This window comes from Paraburkholderia bryophila (genome assembly GCF_003269035.1).
Taxonomy (GTDB): Bacteria; Pseudomonadota; Gammaproteobacteria; order Burkholderiales; family Burkholderiaceae; genus Paraburkholderia; species Paraburkholderia bryophila.
In genome coordinates, this window is the sequence record NZ_QLTK01000039.1 from 26,160 (window position 1) to 46,277 (window position 20,118).

At 64.1% G+C, this 20,118-nt stretch carries 14 protein-coding genes; 7 read left to right on the forward strand and 7 right to left on the reverse strand.

The window, feature by feature from the left end; genetic code table 11:
• Window positions 1-31 precede the first annotated feature (31 nt).
• Both BX591_RS32605 and BX591_RS32610 read left to right on the forward strand, forming a co-directional pair.
• Window positions 32-277, forward strand: a complete 246-nt coding sequence (locus tag BX591_RS32605; protein WP_111935439.1) for a hypothetical protein — start codon at window positions 32-34, stop codon at window positions 275-277.
• 130 nt (window positions 278-407) lie between these two features.
• On the forward strand, window positions 408-1,388 hold the full coding sequence (locus BX591_RS32610) for an ion channel (RefSeq protein WP_111935440.1): 981 nt from the start codon (window positions 408-410) through the stop codon (window positions 1,386-1,388).
• 80 nt (window positions 1,389-1,468) lie between these two features.
• Here the strand turns inward: BX591_RS32610 and BX591_RS32615 are convergent, their stop codons facing one another.
• Complete coding sequence (locus tag BX591_RS32615; RefSeq protein WP_111935441.1) at window positions 1,469-2,575, reverse strand: porin; 1,107 nt, start codon at window positions 2,573-2,575, stop codon at window positions 1,469-1,471.
• 399 nt (window positions 2,576-2,974) lie between these two features.
• On the opposite strand from BX591_RS32615, the gene BX591_RS32620 reads away from it, so the two are divergent.
• The 4 genes from BX591_RS32620 (at window position 2,975) to BX591_RS32635 (ending at window position 9,974) form a co-directional block, all read left to right on the forward strand.
• Window positions 2,975-3,883 (forward strand): N-formylglutamate amidohydrolase, encoded by a 909-nt coding sequence (locus tag BX591_RS32620; RefSeq protein ID WP_111935442.1) that lies wholly within the window; start codon window positions 2,975-2,977, stop codon window positions 3,881-3,883.
• Window positions 3,884-3,893: 10 nt separating this feature from the next.
• On the forward strand, window positions 3,894-4,664 hold the full coding sequence (locus tag BX591_RS32625) for an IclR family transcriptional regulator (RefSeq protein ID WP_111935467.1): 771 nt from the start codon (window positions 3,894-3,896) through the stop codon (window positions 4,662-4,664).
• Window positions 4,665-4,681: 17 nt separating this feature from the next.
• On the forward strand, window positions 4,682-6,163 hold the full coding sequence (locus tag BX591_RS32630; RefSeq protein ID WP_111935443.1) for a YfcC family protein: 1,482 nt from the start codon (window positions 4,682-4,684) through the stop codon (window positions 6,161-6,163).
• 223 nt (window positions 6,164-6,386) lie between these two features.
• Window positions 6,387-9,974: an indolepyruvate ferredoxin oxidoreductase family protein gene (locus BX591_RS32635; RefSeq protein ID WP_111935444.1), complete on the forward strand. Its 3,588-nt coding sequence runs from the start codon at window positions 6,387-6,389 to the stop codon at window positions 9,972-9,974.
• 139 nt (window positions 9,975-10,113) lie between these two features.
• Here the strand turns inward: BX591_RS32635 and BX591_RS32640 are convergent, their stop codons facing one another.
• Together BX591_RS32640 and BX591_RS32645 are read right to left on the reverse strand one after the other, a co-directional pair.
• The gene (locus tag BX591_RS32640; protein WP_111935445.1) at window positions 10,114-10,803 is read right to left on the reverse strand and encodes a copper homeostasis protein CutC; all 690 of its coding nucleotides are present in this window, start codon (window positions 10,801-10,803) and stop codon (window positions 10,114-10,116) included.
• A gap of 57 nt (window positions 10,804-10,860) precedes the next feature.
• Entirely contained in the window at window positions 10,861-12,129 is a 1,269-nt protein-coding gene (locus BX591_RS32645) for a sensor domain-containing phosphodiesterase (RefSeq protein ID WP_111935446.1), read from the reverse strand.
• Between the two features lie 423 nt (window positions 12,130-12,552).
• Here BX591_RS32645 and BX591_RS32650 point away from each other — a divergent pair, with 423 nt between their 5' ends.
• On the forward strand, window positions 12,553-14,208 hold the full coding sequence (locus BX591_RS32650) for a Na+/H+ antiporter (RefSeq protein WP_111935447.1): 1,656 nt from the start codon (window positions 12,553-12,555) through the stop codon (window positions 14,206-14,208).
• Window positions 14,209-14,302: 94 nt separating this feature from the next.
• On the opposite strand, the gene BX591_RS32655 is transcribed toward BX591_RS32650, so the two are convergent.
• From BX591_RS32655 to BX591_RS32670, 4 genes are all read right to left on the reverse strand, one after another.
• The gene (locus BX591_RS32655; protein ID WP_111935448.1) at window positions 14,303-15,610 is read right to left on the reverse strand and encodes a solute carrier family 23 protein; all 1,308 of its coding nucleotides are present in this window, start codon (window positions 15,608-15,610) and stop codon (window positions 14,303-14,305) included.
• Window positions 15,611-15,814: 204 nt separating this feature from the next.
• The gene (locus BX591_RS32660) at window positions 15,815-17,380 is read right to left on the reverse strand and encodes a methyl-accepting chemotaxis protein (RefSeq protein WP_111935449.1); all 1,566 of its coding nucleotides are present in this window, start codon (window positions 17,378-17,380) and stop codon (window positions 15,815-15,817) included.
• Between the two features lie 375 nt (window positions 17,381-17,755).
• Window positions 17,756-18,385, reverse strand: coding sequence for a DUF2239 family protein (locus BX591_RS32665; protein ID WP_111935450.1), 630 nt, complete (start codon window positions 18,383-18,385; stop codon window positions 17,756-17,758).
• Between the two features lie 134 nt (window positions 18,386-18,519).
• Window positions 18,520-20,031, reverse strand: a complete 1,512-nt coding sequence (locus BX591_RS32670) for a sensor domain-containing diguanylate cyclase (protein ID WP_111935451.1) — start codon at window positions 20,029-20,031, stop codon at window positions 18,520-18,522.
• Between the last annotated feature and the right edge of the window lie 87 nt (window positions 20,032-20,118).

Consider the following 20,118-nt stretch of genomic DNA (forward strand, 5'->3'; position numbering starts at 1 on the left):
GCCACCTTGATCCAACCCGCTGGAGGCGATCATGGCGGAACAACTTTTCCTCTACGGCGTGTATTCGATACACGTCCGCCCTCTCGAACTCAACGGCGCGCGCTGGGATGCGGAATACGAAATCCGCCATCGCGACAAAGCAGTGAAAGCATGGACGACCGTGGGCGGCGATCACGGCTACGGCGACGCGACCGAAGCGATCGCCGAGGCGCATCGGCAAGCAGTGGACGATATCGAGCACGGCGCCGGCATTCCGAAGCCAAGGGCGTTTCCGTAAGCTGCGGCGCACACGTCCTTAGCCGCCCCGAACGGTGCGCGAGACGTGGGTCAAAGGTCGCGGCATCGTGCCCTTGCACTTGTGAACGCCGTGCTACGCTTTGCGCGTTTTCATATCCCGCGAGCAAGAGATGGCTACCGAACCGTCAGACCGACTGGCCGGCCTTGGCGACGCCAAGGAGAGCGGCCCGAAGCGCCGCGCGCGCGGCAGCCGCGAATTGCGTCTGGACGACCGCGTGGTCATTGCGCACGGCATGCCGACGCCGCTCTGGCAGGATCTCTATCATCGTGCGGTCGTGGCGCGCTGGCCGATGTTCTTCGCCTCGCTCGCCGTGCTGTTCCTGCTGCTCAATACGGCATTCGCCGGCCTGTATATGCTCGGCAAAGCGCCCATCGCCAATCAGTATCCGCCGGGTTTCGGCGGCGCGTTCTTTTTCAGCGTCGAGACGCTCGCAACCGTCGGCTACGGCGACATGCATCCGCAAACCGTCTACGCGCACTGGATTGCAACGCTCGAAATCTTCTTCGGCATGTCCAGCGTCGCGTTGGCCACCGGGCTGATCTTCGCGCGCTTTTCGCGGCCACACGCCAAGATCATGTTTGCGCGTTACGCGATCATCCGCCCGCTCGACGGCCGCATGACGTTGATGGTGCGCTCGGCCAACGCGCGTCAAAACGTGATCGCCGAGGCACACGCGAGGCTGCGCATTCTGCGCAAGGAAACCACCGCCGAAGGCCTCGTGCTGCGCAGGCTCTACGACCTGACGCTGGTGCGCGATCAACATCCGGTTTTCAAACTCGGCTGGAGCCTCATGCACATCATCGACGAAAGCAGCCCGCTGTTCGGCGAGACCGCCGAGTCGCTCGAAGGCAGCGATACGTCGCTGGTGCTGACGCTCGAAGGCGTCGACGAATCGACCTCGCAAACCATGCAGGCGCGCCACATGTGGAGCTGCGACGAGATTCGCTGGCATTACCGTTTCGTCGACATCATGAGCGAGCAGGACGGTGTGAGCCACATCGATTACGCGCACTTCGACGAAATCGTGCCGCTCGATGCCGCGCCGCTCACCGCCGGTGTGGTTAATGTGGCCAAAACCAAAGGGCAATAAACCGCGCAACGCGATCGGATCACGCCGATCACGTTGCGCCGATGAGATGCCGCGCATTACGCGCGTTTGCGGCCGCGCCCTCAGAACTTCTGGCGAATCCCCACCACACCCACCACCTGCGTGCGCGAACTCGACGGATTGCTGATCCCTTCGATCGCCGCCACCGTATTCGCCGACGAGCGCTGGTAGATCGCGTTCACATACAGATCGGTGCGCTTGGACAGGTAGTACTGCACGCCCGCGCTGGTCTGCAGATAATGCAGGCTCGGCGTGGCGCCTTGCGTGGTATGAACCTGGGTGTAAGTCTCGCCGAGCGCGAACAGCACCGACGGCGTGAAACGATAGCGGAAGCTGCCTTCGTAGTTGTTGAAGCGCTGCGAGGCGCCCGTTTGCAGGTTGAACAGCGTGCTCGTGTACAGCAGGCCGAAGGTCGCGTTGCCGTAATCGTAGGTACTCGCGGCGCCCCAGATCTGCTGCTTCGTGATGCCCTTCAGGAAGGTGAAGTAGTTGTCCGACGGAATCGCGCCAGTCGTGTCGAGCGCCGGATTATCGAGCACCACATACGCCACGCCCGCCCGCAACGGACCTTGCGCATAGGTGCCGCCTACGCTCCAGCTACGGTTCGCCGCGAAGTTCGTCGAGTTGGAAAAGCCGTACATGGCGTTGCCCTGGAAGCCGGCCAGCGTCGGCGTCACGTATTTCACCGAGTTGTCGGTGCGAAACGAGTTGTTCAGGTCGTCGGTATCGAACGGATGCAGCGCGTACTGCGTCAGCGACGTGCTCGCGCCGATCTGCAACGGCGCCAGCGAATCCTGCGCGGCGTTGTACTGCCGACCCATCGTGAACGTCCCCCAGCGCGGGTTCGACAAACCGACCCATGCCTGCCTGCCGAACATGCGGCCGTTCGCGCTGGCCGTGCCGGTTTCGATGTTGAAACCGTTCTCCAGTTTGAAGATCGCCGTGTTGCCGCCGCCCAGGTCTTCGGTGCCCACCATGCCCCAGCGCGTGCCCTGCTCGTTGCCGCCGGTCGCCTGATAGGCCGCGCTGCCTTTCTGGTTGCTCGTGTAGGTGAAGCCCGCGTCGACGATGCCGTACAACGTCACGCTCGACTGCGCCATGGCGCTAGCGCATAACGCGGCACCGATGCCCGCGCCCGCGAGCGCCATCGCCAAACCTTTGCTGTTCATCTGCGTTCCTTTGTGGTGAGTGTGTGAGCCCGCACGACGAAGCCGGTACTTATCGGATAAATCACTCGGCCCCTATGTTTTATTGAATAAAACAACGTATCGTTTATTATTCGAAATGCAAAATTGTCCGGTCAAGACTCGGCAAAAATACTGGTTTGCCCGCATTGACGCTAACGCCTGGCGCTGGGGGTTTTAGTAGCCAATACGGCGCAAAGTCTTGCCCAGTATGGGACTGTGATTGAATGACCCGGATAGCAAGGCTTTTGACGACTCACTTGACCAACAATAGGGTTCGTCGTTAAATATTGATATGTTGTTTTATTTAATAAAACACGAACCGCACTTATCCCGGTCAAGACGACCTTTTACAGCGCGTCGGCCACCCGAAAGGAATTTGCTTTGACGTCCGCCAGCAACACTTCTGCCGCGCCTGCTTTTGCGCCTGCTTTTGCGCCGTACTTCGTCGCCGAACCTGCCGGCGTCCGGTTGCCGATCCTGTTCGATTCGCCGCATAGCGGCATCGCACTGCCGGCCGACTTCGGCGCCTGCGCGCCGCTCGCCGCAATCCACAGTTCATGGGACGCCTTCGTCGACGAGTTGTGGAGCGCCGTGCCCGAGCAGGGCGGCGTGCTGATCGGCGCGCATTTCCCGCGCGCCTATATCGACCCGAACCGCGCGATCGGCGACATCGACGCGCAATTGCTCGACGAGCCGTGGCCCGAACCGCTCGCGCCGGAGAAATACACGTTGCGCGGCATGGGCCTGATCCGCCGCGACGCACTGCCGAACCTGCCGATGTACGACCGCAAATTGAGCGTGGCCGAAGTGCGGCATCGCATCGATGCGTACTACCTCCCGTATCGCGCGGCACTTGCCGCCGCCGCCGAACGCGCGGTCGCGGAACACGGCGCGTTGTGGCACGTCGACTGTCATTCGATGAAATCGCGTGGCAACGCAATGAATGTCGACGCGGGCGCGGCGCGTCCCGATTTCGTGATCAGCGACCGCCTCGGCAGCACCGCCGATCCGGCCTTCACGCAATGGGTCGCCGACTACTTCAGCCGCGCCGGCTACCGCGTACAGGTCAACGAGCCGTATCAGGGCGGCGACCTGCTTACCGCCGTCAGCGATCCGGCGCGGCGGCGCCACAGCATCCAGATCGAACTGAATCGCGGGCTGTATATGGACGAAGCCGCGTTCGTCAAACATGCCGGCTTCGACACGCTCAAACGCGCGCTCGACGCCTTCGTCGCCGCGCTCGCCGATTACGTGCGCGCGCAGCTCGCCGCGCCCCGCGCGGCGCAATAAAGGAATGACCGTGAACTACATCGTCGATTCCGTCGACAGCGCGCTGAAGCTGCTGAGCCATGTCGCCGAACATCCGGGCCTGGGCGTCACCGAACTCGCCAATCAACTCGGCATCAACAAATCGCGCGCGTATCGCATGCTCTGCACGCTCGAACTGCATCGCTTCGTCGTGCAGGACACGCGCGCGTCGACCTATTCGCTCGGGCCGCAGGCTTTCGTGATCGGCGTGGCTGCCGCGCAGCAGAACACACTGGTGCGCTCGGCACAGAAGCACATGCTGGTGCTCAACCAGGCGATCAACGAAAACGTCGTGCTGCGAGTGCGCGAAGGGTTGGAGACGGTATGCGTCGCACGTTGCGAAAGCACGCATGAAATGCGCACCATCGGCGCGGTCGGCAATCGCCGCCCGCTCAATAGCGGCGCGTCGGGGAGGATTCTGCTGGCATTCGCGCCGGACGCCGTCAAGACCGAATACCTCGCGCGTCTGAAGAAGCTGCCGCAGCCGCCCGATCTGATGAAGCTGGTCGACGAACTGGATGCGATCGCGCGCAAAGGCTACGCGGTGAGCGTCGGCGAAGTGACGGCGGGTGCGGTGGCTATTTCGGTGCCGGTGCGCGATATGAGCGGCGAGGCCGTGGCAGCGATCAGCGTGTCGGGGCCGGAAATGCGCATCAGCCGGATCGAGATTCCCGATTACCTCGAACGTCTGCAGGCCTGCAGCCGCACGATCTCCGCCGAACTCGGCTACACCGCGCCACAAGCGGCGACTCAACCGGCGTGAGCGCCCAAGATCCCCACATGACCACGCTCGCCCCCTCCGCCACCGCCGACGACGATCATCCGCACGAGCGCCAGTCCGGCAACGGCGCCGGTGAAGAAGACAAGAAACCGCACGGCAAGATGCTGCACCCGGTCGTGATGATGATCTGGGTGCTGCTCGCCGCCGTGGCAATGACGTATCTGATCGACGCCGGTCGCTTCGAGCGCCACGACAAACTGGTCGTGCCGGGCACGTATCACGTCGTGCCGAAGAGCCGCACTCTCGCCACGCTGGTCGCGCCCAGCGTCAGCAAGAGCACGGCGGATCAGGCCGCGCCGGCCAGCCTCGTGTCGGCCTTCGTCGCCGTGCCGAACGGCTTGATCAAGAACGCGCCGCTGATCTTCATGGTGATGTTCGTCGGCGGCATGTTCGGCGTGATGCGCAAAACCGGCGTGGTGGACGCGGGCATCGACCGGCTGTTGCAGCTCACCGCCGGCAACGTCTATGTGCTCGCGCCGCTGCTGATGCTGCTGATCGGTCTCGGCAGCACGCTGCTCGGCTTCATCTCCGAATACCTCGTGATCATTCCGATGGTGATGGTGCTGACGCGCCGCCTCGGGCTGTCCAATCTGTTCGCGGTCGCGCTCGTGGCCATCGCGGCGAAGGTCGGCTATATCGCCTCGGTGACCAATCCGCTCTCGCTCGCGGTCGCGCAGCCGATCGTCGGCGTGCCGCTGTTTAGCGGCATCGGCATGCGAATCGGCGTGTTCGTCGTGTTCATGACGCTCGGCATTCTGTATCTGCTCGCGCAGGTGCGGTTGAGCGGCTTCCGGCTGACCGCGGCGCGCGCCAGTCTCGAAGCGCATCCGCAAACGCGGCTTTCGCGCCGCCACAAAGCGACGCTGCTCGTGCTGAGCGTGGCCGCCGCGATGCTGGTGATCGGCACGCGCGAACTGAAGTGGGGCAACGTGGAGTTGTCCGCGTTCTACGTGTTCATCAGCGTCGTCACGGCGGTGGTGGGGCGACTCGATTCGCGCGGCGCGGCCGACGCATTTGTCGACGGCATGAAGAGCATGATTCTCGCGGGACTGCTGATCGGCCTCGCGGCATCGGTCGAACTGATTTTGCAGAACAGCCTCGTGCTGGACACGCTGATCGATCACTTCACGCGCCTCGCACGCGGCCAATCCGCCGTGTGGGTCGCCAATGGCTTGATGGCCGTGCAGATGGTGCTCGACGTCTTCATTCCTTCGGTGTCCGGCAAAGCCGCGGTCAGCATGCCGATTATCGGGCCGATCGCGCAGTTGTCCGGCGTGAGCGGCCAGACCTCCGTGCTCGCGTTCGTGCTCGGCGGCGGCTTGACCAACATGGTGACGCCCACCTCGGGCATGCTGCTCGCCTATCTCGCCACCGCGCGCGTGGGCTTCGGCCAGTGGCTGCGCTTCATCCTGCCGTTGTTCGTGGTGCTATTGCTGCTGTCGGGCGGCGCACTCGCGTTGGCCGTCTGGACGGGGTATTGAGCACCGCCGAAACGCACCAGGGCATACCCGAATCCGCCAGCCGCGTGGAAGATCCACCTCAAAACTTCATTAAAACGCGCGGCTCTTCTCGCCCATGGCTTGCACTCTGATCAAACTAGAAAAAATTCACTCTAATCGGCGCTAAAAAATAGAGTCTCTTTCGCTGCGTCACCTCCGTGGTCCCCACCACCGCGCGCGGATGCAAAATATTGGAGACTCACCCATGACCGCTCGCCTGCCCATCGACGGCACGCCCGCTCTCGCCGACTACAAGCTGTCCGACAACCTCACCGCGACGCGCGGCCGGATCTTCCTGACCGGCACGCAGGCCCTGGTGCGGCTGGTGTTGATGCAGCGCGCCGCCGACAAGGCGCGCGACATGAACACCGCCGGCTTTATCAGCGGCTATCGTGGCTCGCCGCTCGGCATGGTCGACCAGCAGTTGTGGAAGGCGAAAAAACTGCTCGCCGCGAGTGATATTCGCTTTCTGCCCGCGATCAACGAAGAACTCGGCGGCACCGCCGTGCTCGGCACGCAGCGGGTGGAATCGGACCCGGAGCGCACCGTCGACGGCGTGTTCGCGATGTGGTACGGCAAGGGCCCGGGCGTGGACCGCGCGGGCGACGCGCTCAAGCACGGCAACGCGTACGGCTCGTCGCCGCACGGCGGCGTGCTGGTGGTGGCGGGCGACGACCACGGCTGCGTGTCGTCGTCGATGCCGCATCAGAGCGACTTCGCGATGATGGCATGGCATATGCCGGTGGTGAATCCGTCGAATATCGCCGACATGCTCGAATTCGGCCTGTACGGCTGGGCAATGTCGCGCTTCTCGGGCGCCTGGGTCGGCTACAAGGCGATCTCCGAAACGGTCGAATCGGGCTCCACGGTCGATCTCGACGCACTCCAAACCGAATGGGCCGCTCCGGAAGATTTCACCGCGCCCGCCGGCGGCCTGCATAACCGCTGGCCGGACCTGCCGAGCCTGACCATCGAGTCGCGGATGCATGCGAAGCTCGACGCGGTGCGTCACTTCGCGCGCGTGAACAGTATCGACAAATGGATCGCACCGAGCCCGCACGCCAACGTGGGCATCGTCACCTGCGGCAAGGCGCATCTGGACCTGATGGAAACGCTGCGCCGTCTCGATCTGACGGTGGCGGATCTGGAAGCGGCCGGCGTGCGCATCTACAAGGTCGGCCTGTCGTTTCCGCTGGAGATGACGCGAATCGACGCGTTCGTCTCCGGTTTGTCCGAAGTGCTGGTGATCGAGGAGAAAGGCCCGGTCATCGAACAGCAGATCAAGGACTATCTGTACAACCGCACGCAAGGCACGCGGCCGATCGTAATCGGCAAGAACGCGCAAGACGGCACGCTGTTGTTGTCTTCGCTCGGTGAATTGCGGCCCTCGCGCATTCTGCCGGTGTTCGCGGACTGGCTCGCGAAACACAAACCGGCGCTCGACCGCCGCGACCGCGTGGTCGAACTGGTCGCGCCGCATATTCTCTCGAACGCCGCGGACAGCGTGAAGCGCACGCCGTACTTCTGCTCGGGCTGCCCGCACAACACGTCGACGAAAGTGCCGGAAGGCTCGATCGCGCATGCGGGCATCGGCTGCCACTTCATGGCGTCGTGGATGGAGCGCGACACCACCGGCCTGATCCAGATGGGCGGCGAAGGCGTCGACTGGGCCTCGCATTCGATGTTCACGAAAACGCGCCACGTGTTCCAGAATCTCGGCGACGGTACCTACTTCCATTCCGGCATTCTCGCGATCCGCCAGGCCGTGGCGGCGAAAGCCACCATCACCTACAAGATTCTTTATAACGACGCGGTCGCGATGACCGGCGGCCAGCCGGTGGACGGCAGCATTTCGGTGCCGCAGATCGCGCGTCAGGTGGAAGCCGAAGGCGTGTCGCGCTTCGTCGTGGTGAGCGACGAGCCGGAGAAATACGACGGCCATCACGATCTGTTTCCGAAGGGCACGACATTTCACCATCGCAGCGAAATGGACGCCGTGCAGCGCGAGTTGCGCGACACCGACGGCGTGACCGTGCTGATCTACGACCAGACCTGCGCCGCGGAAAAACGCCGGCGCCGGAAAAAAGGCGAATTTCCCGACCCCGACAAGCGCCTCTTCATCAACGAGGAAGTGTGCGAAGGCTGCGGCGATTGCGGCGTGCAGTCGAATTGCCTGTCGGTCGAGCCGGTCGAAACGGCCTTGGGACGCAAGCGCCGGATCGATCAATCGTCGTGCAACAAAGACTTTTCGTGCGTGAACGGCTTCTGCCCTAGCTTCGTTACCGTGGAAGGCGGCAAGCTGAAAAAAGCCGCAGGCGCCGCGTTCGATCCGCAAGCGCTGGCCGCGCGCGTCGGCACGCTGCCGATTCCCGCGACGCATCTGGACGCCGCGCCGTACGACATTCTCGTGACCGGTGTGGGCGGCACGGGTGTCGTGACAGTGGGCGCGTTGATCAGCATGGCCGCGCATCTGGAAGGTAAGAGCGCGTCGGTGCTCGACTTCATGGGCTTCGCGCAGAAGGGCGGCTCGGTGCTGTCGTTCGTCCGCTTCGCCGCACGCGACGAGTGGCTCAACCAGGTGCGTATCGACACGCAACAGGCCGACGTCCTGCTCGCCTGCGACATGGTGGTCGGCGCGAGCGCCGATGCGTTGCAAACGGTGCGTCACGGCCGTACCCGCATCGTCGTGAACACGCATGCGATTCCGAACGCGACCTTCGTGACGAACCCGGACGCGACGCTGCACGCCGACGCGCTGATCGACAAGATGCGTCACGCGGCCGGCGCGGAACGCCTGTCGACCTGCGACGCCCAGGCACTCGCCACGCGTTTTCTCGGCGACACGATCGGCGCGAACATTCTGATGCTCGGCTACGCATGGCAACTCGGTCTGGTGCCGGTGTCGTTCGCCGCGATGATGCGCGCGATCGAACTGAACAACGTCGCGGTGCAGATGAATCAACTGGCGTTTTCGATCGGCCGTCTGGCGGCGGAAGATCCGGCCGCGCTCGACGCGTTGTGGCAAGCGCGGCATCTGGCGAAACAGGCCGTGAAGGTGGATACGCTGGACGAGCTGATCGCCCATCGTGAAGGCCGCCTGCAGATTTACGGCGGCGCGAGCTATGTGAAACGCTATCGCGCGCTGGTCGACGCGGCACGCCGCGCCGAAACCGCCGTGAATGCGCAAAGCGAGCGCGTCACGCGCGCCGTCGCGACGACGTTCTATCGTCTGCTGGCGGTGAAGGACGAATACGAAGTCGCGCGCCTGCACACGGACACCGCTTTCCGTGAAGCACTCGAAGCACAATTCGAGGGCGTGGCCGGCAAGGACTTCGGCATCAAGTTCAACCTCGCGCCGCCGACCATTGCGCGTCCGCAGCACGGCAAGAATCCGACCAAGAAAGTCTTCGGTCAATGGATGTGGCCGGTGCTCGGCATGATGGCGAAATGGCGTGGTCTGCGCGGCACGATGCTTGATCCGTTCGGCCGCACGCTGGAGCGCAAGATGGAACGCGACCTGGCCGGCGATTACGAAACCACGCTGCAACGCGCGTTCGCGAAGCTCGACACGACCACGCTGGAAGATGTCGCGAAGCTGGCGGATCTGCATGCCCGTGTGCGCGGTTATGGTCACGTGAAGCTGGCTAATCTGGCGGGCGTGAAGCGCGGCGAGCGTGATCTGGCGGCGCGCTTGCAGATCGATCCGGCAACCAGCGCGGCGGTGCGTCAGTCGCTGGATGAGGTGAAGGGCGCCGGGCAGTTGCGCGGGATTCCGGTGGTGGTCGCGAAGTAGGTTTCGCGGGTAGCGATCAGGACGTCGGTAAAGCAATGCCGCTTCGAGTTTTGGGCTCGAAGCGGCATTTTCGTTTGAGTTTGGATTGCAGTTGCGCGCGAGATTACGGCTTTATGCTCATGCGTTCGCGCTCATGCGTTCACGTTAGCAATGCCCGGACCTTCGCGACTCGATCAGCGTCGACCGGCGCGAGGCCGTTACCGCCCACCCGAACGCCCGAACCGAAATGCACCGCGTCGACTCGCGTTCGGCTCGCAAAGCCGGCGATCGCATCCACGGTTAGACCCGCGCCCGCCAACACGGTGCAATGCGAACCCGATGCCTGCTGTACCAACTCGCGGATCGTGGCTTCCGCATTCAGTACCGACGCCTGTCCGCCCGACGTCAACACGTTCGTCACTTCAGGGAAACCCAGCAGCACGTCCAGGGACCGGCATAAATCGCGCGTTTCGTCGAACGCCCGGTGGAAGGTAATGGCCAAACCATCGGCGGCATCGATCGCGCGGGCAAGCGCTTCGCGGTCGATCTCCCCCGCCTCGTTCAGCATGCCGATCACCACACCGTTCGCAGCCGCCGCCTTGACCGCACGCACGTCGCGCCACATCGCCGCGTAGTCGTCCGCGTCATAAACGAACGAGCGGCTATGCGGCCGCACGATCACGTTCACGGGAATATCGACGGCCGCCACCACCGCTTCGATCAGGCCGATGCTCGGCGTCAGACCGCCCTCGCCCATCGCCGTGATGAGTTCGAGACGGTCGGCGCCCGCTTGCTCGGCAAGGCGCGCATCGGCAACGGTCGTGGCAATGACTTCGAGTAGAACGGACATAGGCGCGTCTGAGTGTCGTCGTTGAAAACGACATCATCGCAGACTGGCTGAGCTGGCTTATTCCTCGACCCAATCGATGTCGCCGCACAGCACGCAGGTCTGCTCGCCGACGCGCGTCGCCACCGAAAGCGTCACGCACGGCAACGCCTCGTTGATCGACAGATACGGACGCGTTACATGCACACGTTCCGGCGCATTGATCGCGTCGCGGAAATACGGACGACGCAACCAGTTCGCCCCTTGCGCGTCCGCCAGCGGCAGAAAGCGCGTTTCATGCGCCGCACGATCCGCGCGCAACACGACATTGCGGCCGGCCTGCTTGCCTTTGGCATCGAGCAGAAAGCAGCGCGCGGCGTGATCGAGCGCGAGGAAATTCCAGCACACTTCTTCGAGCGGTTCACCGGCCGCCAGCCGCTCGGCCGCGCGTTCGAAGGCCCGCAGATACGGCACGAGACGGCTCGCGCTGCGGCGCTCGCGCGCTTCGGTCTGATCGCGATAGCGTTCGGTGAGTTCGCTGATGCACTCGGCGGCATGCGCCGCATCGGCTGCGGCCGGATTTGGCCGGCCGAAGAAAAAGCCCTGCACGAAGTCCGCGTTGCAGGCGAGCGCCATCTGCGCTTCGTGCTCGGTTTCCACGCCTTCGATCAGCACCAGTTTGCCCGCTTCGTGCAGCAGCGCGACGAGCCCCGGCAGAATCGTCGCCATATCCGCGCGATGCGCGGCGTGCGACAGCATGATGCGATCGAGCTTGACGATATCGGGATTCAACTGCCAGATCCGTTCGACGTTCGAATGCCCCGCGCCGAAATCGTCGAGCGCGATCAGGAAGCCGCGCTCGCGGAATTGACGCACGGCATCGGCCAGACGTTCGAGGTCTTCCGCGCGATGCTCGAGCACTTCGAGCACGATGCGCCGTGGCGGCAGATCGAGGCGCTTGAGCGTGGCCAGCAACGCGGCCGACAGATACGGATCGGTGAGCGCGCCCGGATGCACGTTCAGGAACAGCCATTCGCGCTCGGCGCCGAGCACCTTGAAGTTCTCCAGATGCAGGGTCTGCGCAAGCCGGTCCACTTGCAGCACGTCGCCCAGACGAGCGGCCTCGCCGAATACGTCGAGCGGCGACACGGGGCGGTCGAGCGCGTCGTGCGCGCGCAGCAGTCCCTCGTAGCCGACCGCCCGCATATGCGACAGGCTGAAAATCGGTTGAAACACGCTGGTCAGCGTCAGTTCGCCATGCTGAACCGAATAGCGTTCGAGCCCCGACGTCACTTCGACGTCGAAGCCATGCGGCACGCTGGCCGTTCTTTCCTGTTGCGCAATCGTCATGCAATCCTCTCACGCGAGAGCCGGGCCGGTCCGAACGCGGAAGCGAACAACGGCGGCGCCAATTCTCAAAATGTGCGTCATCGATATCTCTTAAGCAAGCTCCATGCGCACGCTGGCGCACATTCGAATGAAGTTTGCATCGGAGATTGCACGGCGCAAGGGCCAATGCGCCGCACGCGGGCGCAGCGCGCACCGTTTCGGTGCGTAGGGCGATTGCCACGCATTGGGACGGGCGGTGAGCTAACGCTTGGCCCCGATGCCGGGCTCGCAGGAAGGCGCGAGCTCATCGGGCTAAACTTCGCGGGATAAACTCCGTGGGCTAAGCTTCGCGGGCGACACGTCGCCGCCGCGTCGTTGCAAAGCCGACGCGACGGCGTCGCCCCTCTCTCAAGTCACCCCTGTCATCTCCCCAGAAACAGACCGATGGACATTGTCTTTACCGTATTGATTCTTCTGCTGGCCGTCTCCGCGTCGGGCATCGTCACCCGTTTGCTGCCGTTCGCTTTGCCGCTGCCGCTCGTGCAGATCGCGATCGGCGCCATGCTCGCCTGGCCGAAACTCGGACTGCACGTCACGTTCGATCCGGACATCTTCATGATGCTGTTCATCCCGCCGCTGCTGTTCGCGGATGGCTGGCGCATTCCGAAACGCGAGCTGTTCATGGCGCGCCGCTCGATCCTGATGCTCGCGCTCGGCCTCGTTTTCATGACGGTGCTGGTGGTCGGCTATTTCGTGCATGCGCTGGTGCCGGCGATTTCGCTGCCGGTCGCGTTCGCGCTCGCCGCCGTGTTGTCGCCGACCGATGCGGTGGCGTTGTCCGGCATCGTCGGCAAGGGCAAGATTCCTGGCCGGCTGATGCATATCCTCGAAGGCGAAGCGTTGATGAACGACGCGTCCGGTCTCGTCGCACTGAAGTTCGCGATCGCCGCCGCGCTGACCGGCGTGTTCTCGCTGCGCGACGCGTCGATCAGCTTCGTGATCATCGCCGCCGGTGGGCTTGCGACGGGCGCCGCGGTGAGCTGGCTGTTCAGCTTCGTGTCGGCGCATTTTCTGAGTCTCAACGAAGAAGGCGATCCGGCGCCCGGCGTCGTGATGACCTTGCTGATTCCGTTCGCCGCCTATCTGATCGCCGAGCGTTTCGAGTTGTCCGGCATTCTGTCCGCGGTCGCAGCCGGCATGATGATGAACTACGCAAGCATTGCGAACGCGGGGCCGGTGTCGTCGCGAGTGCGCTCGAACAGTACGTGGACCATGATCGAGTTCGTCTTCAACGGCATGGTGTTCATTCTGCTGGGGCTGCAGTTTCCGCACATACTCGGCCGCGCGCTGCTCGACGCGCACGAAACCAGCAACGCCCAGGTCGGCCTGCTGATCGGTTACATCGCAGCGGTCGCGCTGGCGCTCTACGCAATGCGCTTCGTGTGGGTGTGGCTGCTGCGCTGGTTCGCGAGCCGTGGCGCAACGAAGCGCGGCGTGGCGAACGCGGTGCCGGGTTTGCGCACGGTCACGGTGACGACCGTGGCCGGCGTGCGCGGCGCGGTGACGCTGGCGGGTGTGTTGTCGTTGCCGGAAATGCTGCCGGACGGCGCGCCGCTGCCGGGCCGCGATCTGGCGGTTTTCATCGCGTCGGGCGTGATTCTGGTGTCGCTGCTGGTGGCGGTCGTGGCACTGCCGTTGTTGTTGCGCGGCTGGCGCAAGGGTCGCGATCCGCATGCGGCCGAAGAAGCACTCGCCCGCACGATGGCCGCGCAAGCCGCGATTCGCGCGATCGACGTGATGCACGATAAAGAATGTGCCGGTCTGGAAGAATCGGCCTCGGCCTACGCGGCGGATGTCACCGCACGGGTGATGGATTTGTATCGGCGCCGGCTCGCCACGCTCGACGACGAACAGGAGCCGCGCGAGCTGGCGCGCCTCGCCGATGCGCTGGAGTTCCGAATGAAGCTCGCTGCGATGCGCGCCGAACGCAAGACCTTGCTGGCGCTACGCAATAGTCAGCAGATCAACGACGAGACGTTGAACAAGCTGATGCGCGAGGTGGATCTGTCGGAGACGGCGCTAACCGCGCGCAAGAAATAAAGCCGCATTTGCCATCGCGGCGGCGTTGGTCTGGAGACCGCTTTAAACCAACGTCGCCGCCGGGACCGCACTTAGCGCCGGTCTAAAACTCGTTTCACGCGAGCGGCCCTTGCGCCGCTTTCCTACGCAGCAGCGCGTACAGAATGATCGCGCCGAAGGTCGCGGTACCGATCCCGCCGAGCCCGAATCCGCCGAGCTTCAACGAGAAATCGCCCGCGCCCAGCACGAGCGTCACCGCGGCCACGATCAGGTTGCGGTTGTCGGAGAAGTCCACCTTGTTGACGACCCAGATGCGCGCGCCGGTCACGGCAATCAGCCCGAACACGACGATCGACACGCCGCCCAGCACCGGCCCCGGAATGGTTTGAATCACCGCGCCGAACTTCGGCGAGAAACCCAGCACCAGCGCGATCAAGGCCGCGATCACGAACACCAGCGTCGAATAGATTTTGGTGACGGCCATCACGCCGATGTTTTCGGCGTACGTCGTCACACCGGTGCCGCCGGCGAAGCCCGACACGATGGTCGCGAGCCCGTCGCCGAGAAACGCGCGGCCGACATAGGCGTCCAGGTTCTGGCCGGTCATGGCGCTGACGGCCTTGATATGGCCGAGATTTTCCGCGACGAGAATCACCGCGATCGGCGCGAGCAAGGTCATCGCCTGCACGTTGAAGACCGGCGCCGTGAAATGCGGCATGCCGAACCACGCGGCGTTCGCGACGATCGCGAAATCGATCGGCTTGCCCATGCCAAGGCCGTTAGTGACGATCGCGTAAATCACATAGGCCATCAGCAGGCCGACGAGAATCAGCAGACGCTGCAGCATGCCGCGCGCGAACACCGCCACCGCGCCGACGCACAGCACGGTGACCAGCGCCATCCACGATTCGAAGTTGCTGCCGCTCACGCCGTGTACCGCGATCGGCGCGAGATTCAGACCGATCACACAGACGATCGCCCCCGTCACGACCGGCGGCATCAGCGTTTCGATCCAGCGCGTGCCGACCGCCGACACGATCAGCCCGATGATCGCGTATACCACCCCGCACGCGATGATCCCGCCCAGCGCCACCGGAATATTCAGATTCGGACCGTGACCGCCGTAGCCCGTCACCGCGATCACCAGACCGATGAACGCGAAGCTCGAACCGAGGTAGCTCGGCACGCGGCCGCCCACCAGCACGAAGAACAGCAGCGTGCCGACGCCCGACATGAAGATGCAGAGGTTCGGATCGAAGCCCATCAGCAGCGGCGCGAGCACGGTCGAACCGAACATGGCGACGACGTGCTGCACGCCCATCGCAACCATTTGCGGCCACGCGAGCCGTTCGTCGGTGCCGACGATGCGGCCTTCGGCGCCGGCAGACTGGCGGCGCCAGCGGGGAAAATAGGAATCGGCCATGGCGGGGGTTCTCCTCTGTTCGGCGTGTTTTATCGTGGACGGCACGGAACGAGTCGCCGCCGCTCAAGAATCAGGCGCGAGTGTACGGAGTGCCAATGGGCCTGGCAAGGGTGGTTAAACACGTGGCTTTCACTAACGTGCGAGCGCGCTGCGAGCCGCGATGCACACGGCGCTGGCGGCTCAGGCGGCGCGCACGAATGCCCCTCAGGCGGCGCGCGCTTCGAGCGAGAACACCGTCACGGCCGTTTGCAGTTGCCGCGCCTGATCCGCCATCGACGCCGCCGCGGCCGCCGCCTGCTCGACGAGTGCGGCGTTCTGCTGGGTCACGTCGTCCATCTGCGCGACCGCGCGGTTGACTTCCTCGATGCCGGTGCTCTGCTCCTGCGATGCCGACGAAATCTCGCCCATGATGTCGGTCACGCGCTTCACCGCGTGCGTGACTTCGGCCATGGTCTGGCCGGCGCGCTCGGCGAGTTCGGCACCGCTGCCCACGCGTGCCGTGGAGCTTTCGATCAGCTCCTTGATCTCCTTGGCGGACACCGCGCTGCGCTGCGCGAGCGAACGCACTTCGCCCGCCACTACCGCGAAGCCGCGCCCCTGCTCGCCGGCGCGTGCAGCTTCGACCGCGGCGTTCAACGCAAGAATGTTGGTCTGGAATGCAATCCCTTCGATCACCGCGATGATGTCGGTCATGCGCTTCGATCCGGCCGCCAGCTCGCGCATGGTCTCGACCACGTCGCCCACCAGGCTGCTGCCGCGCGCCGCGACTTCCGACGCGCCATGCGCCACGCCGCCCGCCTGCTGTGCGTTCTCGGCGTTCATCTTCACCGTCGACGTGAGTTCCTGCATGCTCGACGCGGTTTCCTGCAAGGCGGCGGCCTGCTCTTCGGTGCGTTGCGACAGATCGGTATTGCCCTGCGCGATCTCGCCCGACGCCATCAGGATCGACTCGCTCGATTCGCTGATGCCCGAGACGATGCCCGCCAGCCGCTCGCGCATGTTGCGCAGCGCGAACAGCATGCTGGTCGTGTCGCCGGCGCGGGTGTCGACGCGTACGCTCAGGTCGCCGCCGGCGATCCGGTTGGCAATCTGCATCGCGTAGTCCGGCTCGCCGCCGAGCTGACGCGCCAGACGGCGGGCGATCAGTGTGGCGAGCAGCATGCCCACCACGATCGCACCCAGCACCAGCACGCTCATCACGATCCGCATGTGCTGGTAGTCGTCGCTCGCTTCCTGCTGCGCTTCGTTGGCTTGCTGACGGCGGTAATCGATCAATGCCGTGATGCGGTCACGCAGTGCTTCGCTGGCGGCAATCGCGCGACGCACGAGTTCGTTGTTGTCGACGCCTGCGGGAATCGGCTCGAGCCCGATCTGCTGATGCACGATGCCTTCCCACACCGCCGATTCGCGCAGCACGCCGTCGAACATCTCCTGACCCTTGCCGGTGCCGATGGTCTTGCGATATTCGTCGTAGGCACTGTGCATGGTCTTCAGCGACGCGACGATGCCATCCTTGAGCTTTTGACGACCGGCGTCGTCGGTGGCATAGCCGAGGTTCGCCGCGGCCAGATCGGAATCGATCTTGTGGCGATTGGCTTCTTCCATCCAGTAGAGACCGTTCATATGTTTGTCGCCGATCACGGTCGTGATGTCATGCATCGACGACAACGTGCTCAGCGCCGTCGCGCCGATCACGACGCAAAAGCCGATCACGAGGGCGAACGCCAGCAACAGTTTGCGGAATACGGTCATGCGGTCGAACCACTTCATCTCATCATCCCTTCACAAGGTCTCGACAGGCTGTTTCGCCATCGCGCCGTCACGCCCCGTTCGAATTCAGTCGGGTACGTAGCGACGCTCCTTCTCCTTTACGGCTGTCATGACGGAGTCTTGATCGGACAAATGGCAGGAATAACGGGGAAAGGATGATGTAAGCGAGGGGTGTCGAGCGGGGCCGGATCGCGGCGCCATGCCTGTACGGCCGCAAGCCAGAACGGCGTTTGGGACTTGTCCGATGTATTGGGGTAAACCGGTCTCTTACACTGCGTTTGCTGCGTTCACCCCCATGAACTGCATGCGATGTTGTAACTCTCCGACTTGCCGCTCACGCTTCCCCGGCGTGAGCGGCTTTTTTTCGTCTGGCGCTTATTCGCTCGCGGCGAAAGCGCTTTCGGCGAGCCGCAACACGTGAGCGCCTACGTCGTCCGGCCAGGCCGCGACGATCGCCGCGAATCGCGGCCGGTCGTTCGCGTAGAGCGCGCGCGTGGCCTCTTCGTAGTCCGGCAGATTGCCGGTCAGCGCGGTCATGAAGCGATACACGGACTCCTGCGCCGCGCGTCGCCGGTCCTTGTCCTCACTTGCGCTGCGCGCCGCCTCGACCAGCTTGCGCAGCGCCACCGACGCGCCGCCGGATTGTCCGTTCAGCCAGTCCCAGTGACGCGGCAGCAAGGTGACCTCGCGGGCCACGACGCCGAGTTTGGGCCGGCCGCGGCCGCGCGGCGTGTCGTCCTGCTTTGCAGTGGCGGGTTCGGCGGCCGCTTCGGAGGCTGCTTCACTGTCTCCCGGCTGGCCAACCAGCCGCGCCACGATCTCCTCCGACGTCCCGCGCAGATCGAATTCCACCGGCTGACTCGTGATGTCGTCGAAGATCAGCACGGGCGCCTGTTCGCCGCGTGCGAGCACTGCTTTGACCGCCAATGCGACGTCCGGCAGCGAACCCGAGGCGATTCGGCGATGGCCTTCAAAGGCGGTGCAAGTGGAGATAGACGAGGTCACGGCAAACTCCTGATAGAAGATTTTGCCGAATTATACCCGGATGAAATTGAAGTGCAATATATTACCCGGGCCAAATTCAAAACGACCGCGCTAGCCTGCGATGACGGCGCGCGCTTCAGGTCGCCGTTGCCGCCTCAGTGTCCCGGTGTGACCACTGCATGGCGAGCGTGCGTATGAACCGTCGCGCGATAACCCGTCACGCGATTGCGGCCCGCGTCTTTGGCTTCGTAAAGCGCCTCGTCGGCGGCATTGATCAGCGCGCGGCTCGTCGCGAAGGCGTGGCCGTGGGTCGTGGCGACGCCCACGCTTACCGTCAGCACATGATGCGAACTCGCCACATGGCGCAACTCGCGAGCGTGAATCGCGGCGCGGATCTTCTCGGCGATGTGCGCCGCGCCGGCCGCGTCGGTATCCGGCAGCAGCACCGCGAACTCTTCGCCGCCGTAACGCGCCGCCGTGTCGCCCGGGCGCCGCACGTTCTGCGAGATGCAGCGGGCGACGGTGACGAGCGCATCGTCGCCCGCCGAATGACCGTACAGATCGTTGAAGCCCTTGAAATTGTCGACGTCGATCAGCAGCATCGACAGCGCCCAGCCGTTGCGCTGCGCGCGGCGCCATTCCGCGTCGACCTCTTCCTCGAAGGTTCGACGGTTGTTCAGGCCGGTCAAGCCGTCGGTGCGCGCCAGCATGCGCAACTCTTCCTCGGCGGCGCGGCGATGCCGCAACTGCTGCGAAAACAGCAACGCCAGCGCGATGATCGTCAGATCGAGCGCGGCGATCAGCGAACCGATGATCCACGCGCGCCGCCGCCATTCCACGTAGATGTCACGCGTGGACAGCGCGACGTCGAGGATCAGCGGATACATGTCGATATGGCGGAACGCGTACCAGCGCTCGACGCCGTCGATCGCCGCCGTGCCGAAGAAGTCGCCGCTCGGCTGGGTGAGAAAGCGCGAATAGTTGGCGGTGCCGGCGAGGCCGATGCCGATGATCTTCGGATCGTAAGGACGCCGCATCAGCATCGTGCCGTCGCTCAGCATCAGCGCCATCGAGCCGCCGGCGCCGAGATTCATGCCGGCGAACAGGCTGCGGAAGTAAGTCAGGCGCATCGTGCCCACCACCACGCCGCCGAAGCTGCCGTCCGGCTTTGTAATCCGCCGGCTCAGCGCAATGCTGACTTCCTTGCCGGTCACCTTAGGTACGAACGGATGGCTGAGATAGAGGCCGACGTTGGGCGAATCGCACTGCACCTTGAAGTAGTCGCGATCGGCGAGATTGATCTTGCGCGGCGGCGAGGCTTGCGAATCGAAGCGGATGTTGCCCGCTTCGTCGACGACGAGCAGCGAGCCGAGGTCTTTGGCGCTGGCCGAGCCGTCGAACAGCACCATCTGCCGCAGGGCGGGATCCAGGTCCAGCACGCCGGGCTGCTTCAAACCGTCGATCACCGCGCGCAGCGACAGATCGTAGATTTCCAGATTGCGCGACACGTCGCGCTCGATCAGCAGGGAAACGTTGAAGACGGAGTCCTGGGCGCGCCGCAGCGCGTCGTCGCGCATTTGCGCCAGCACCCACACGGCGATCGCGAGTATCGCGCTGGCCAGCACGATACTGATCGCAATCACGATGTTCGGTCGGCGCGTCACCATGGCAGATTCGTTCAAGCAGGCGCTGAACCACGCGCGTGAAGAAGGAGGCCGCGTCCGCAATAGCGCGTCCCGTTTGCCCGTAGGGTA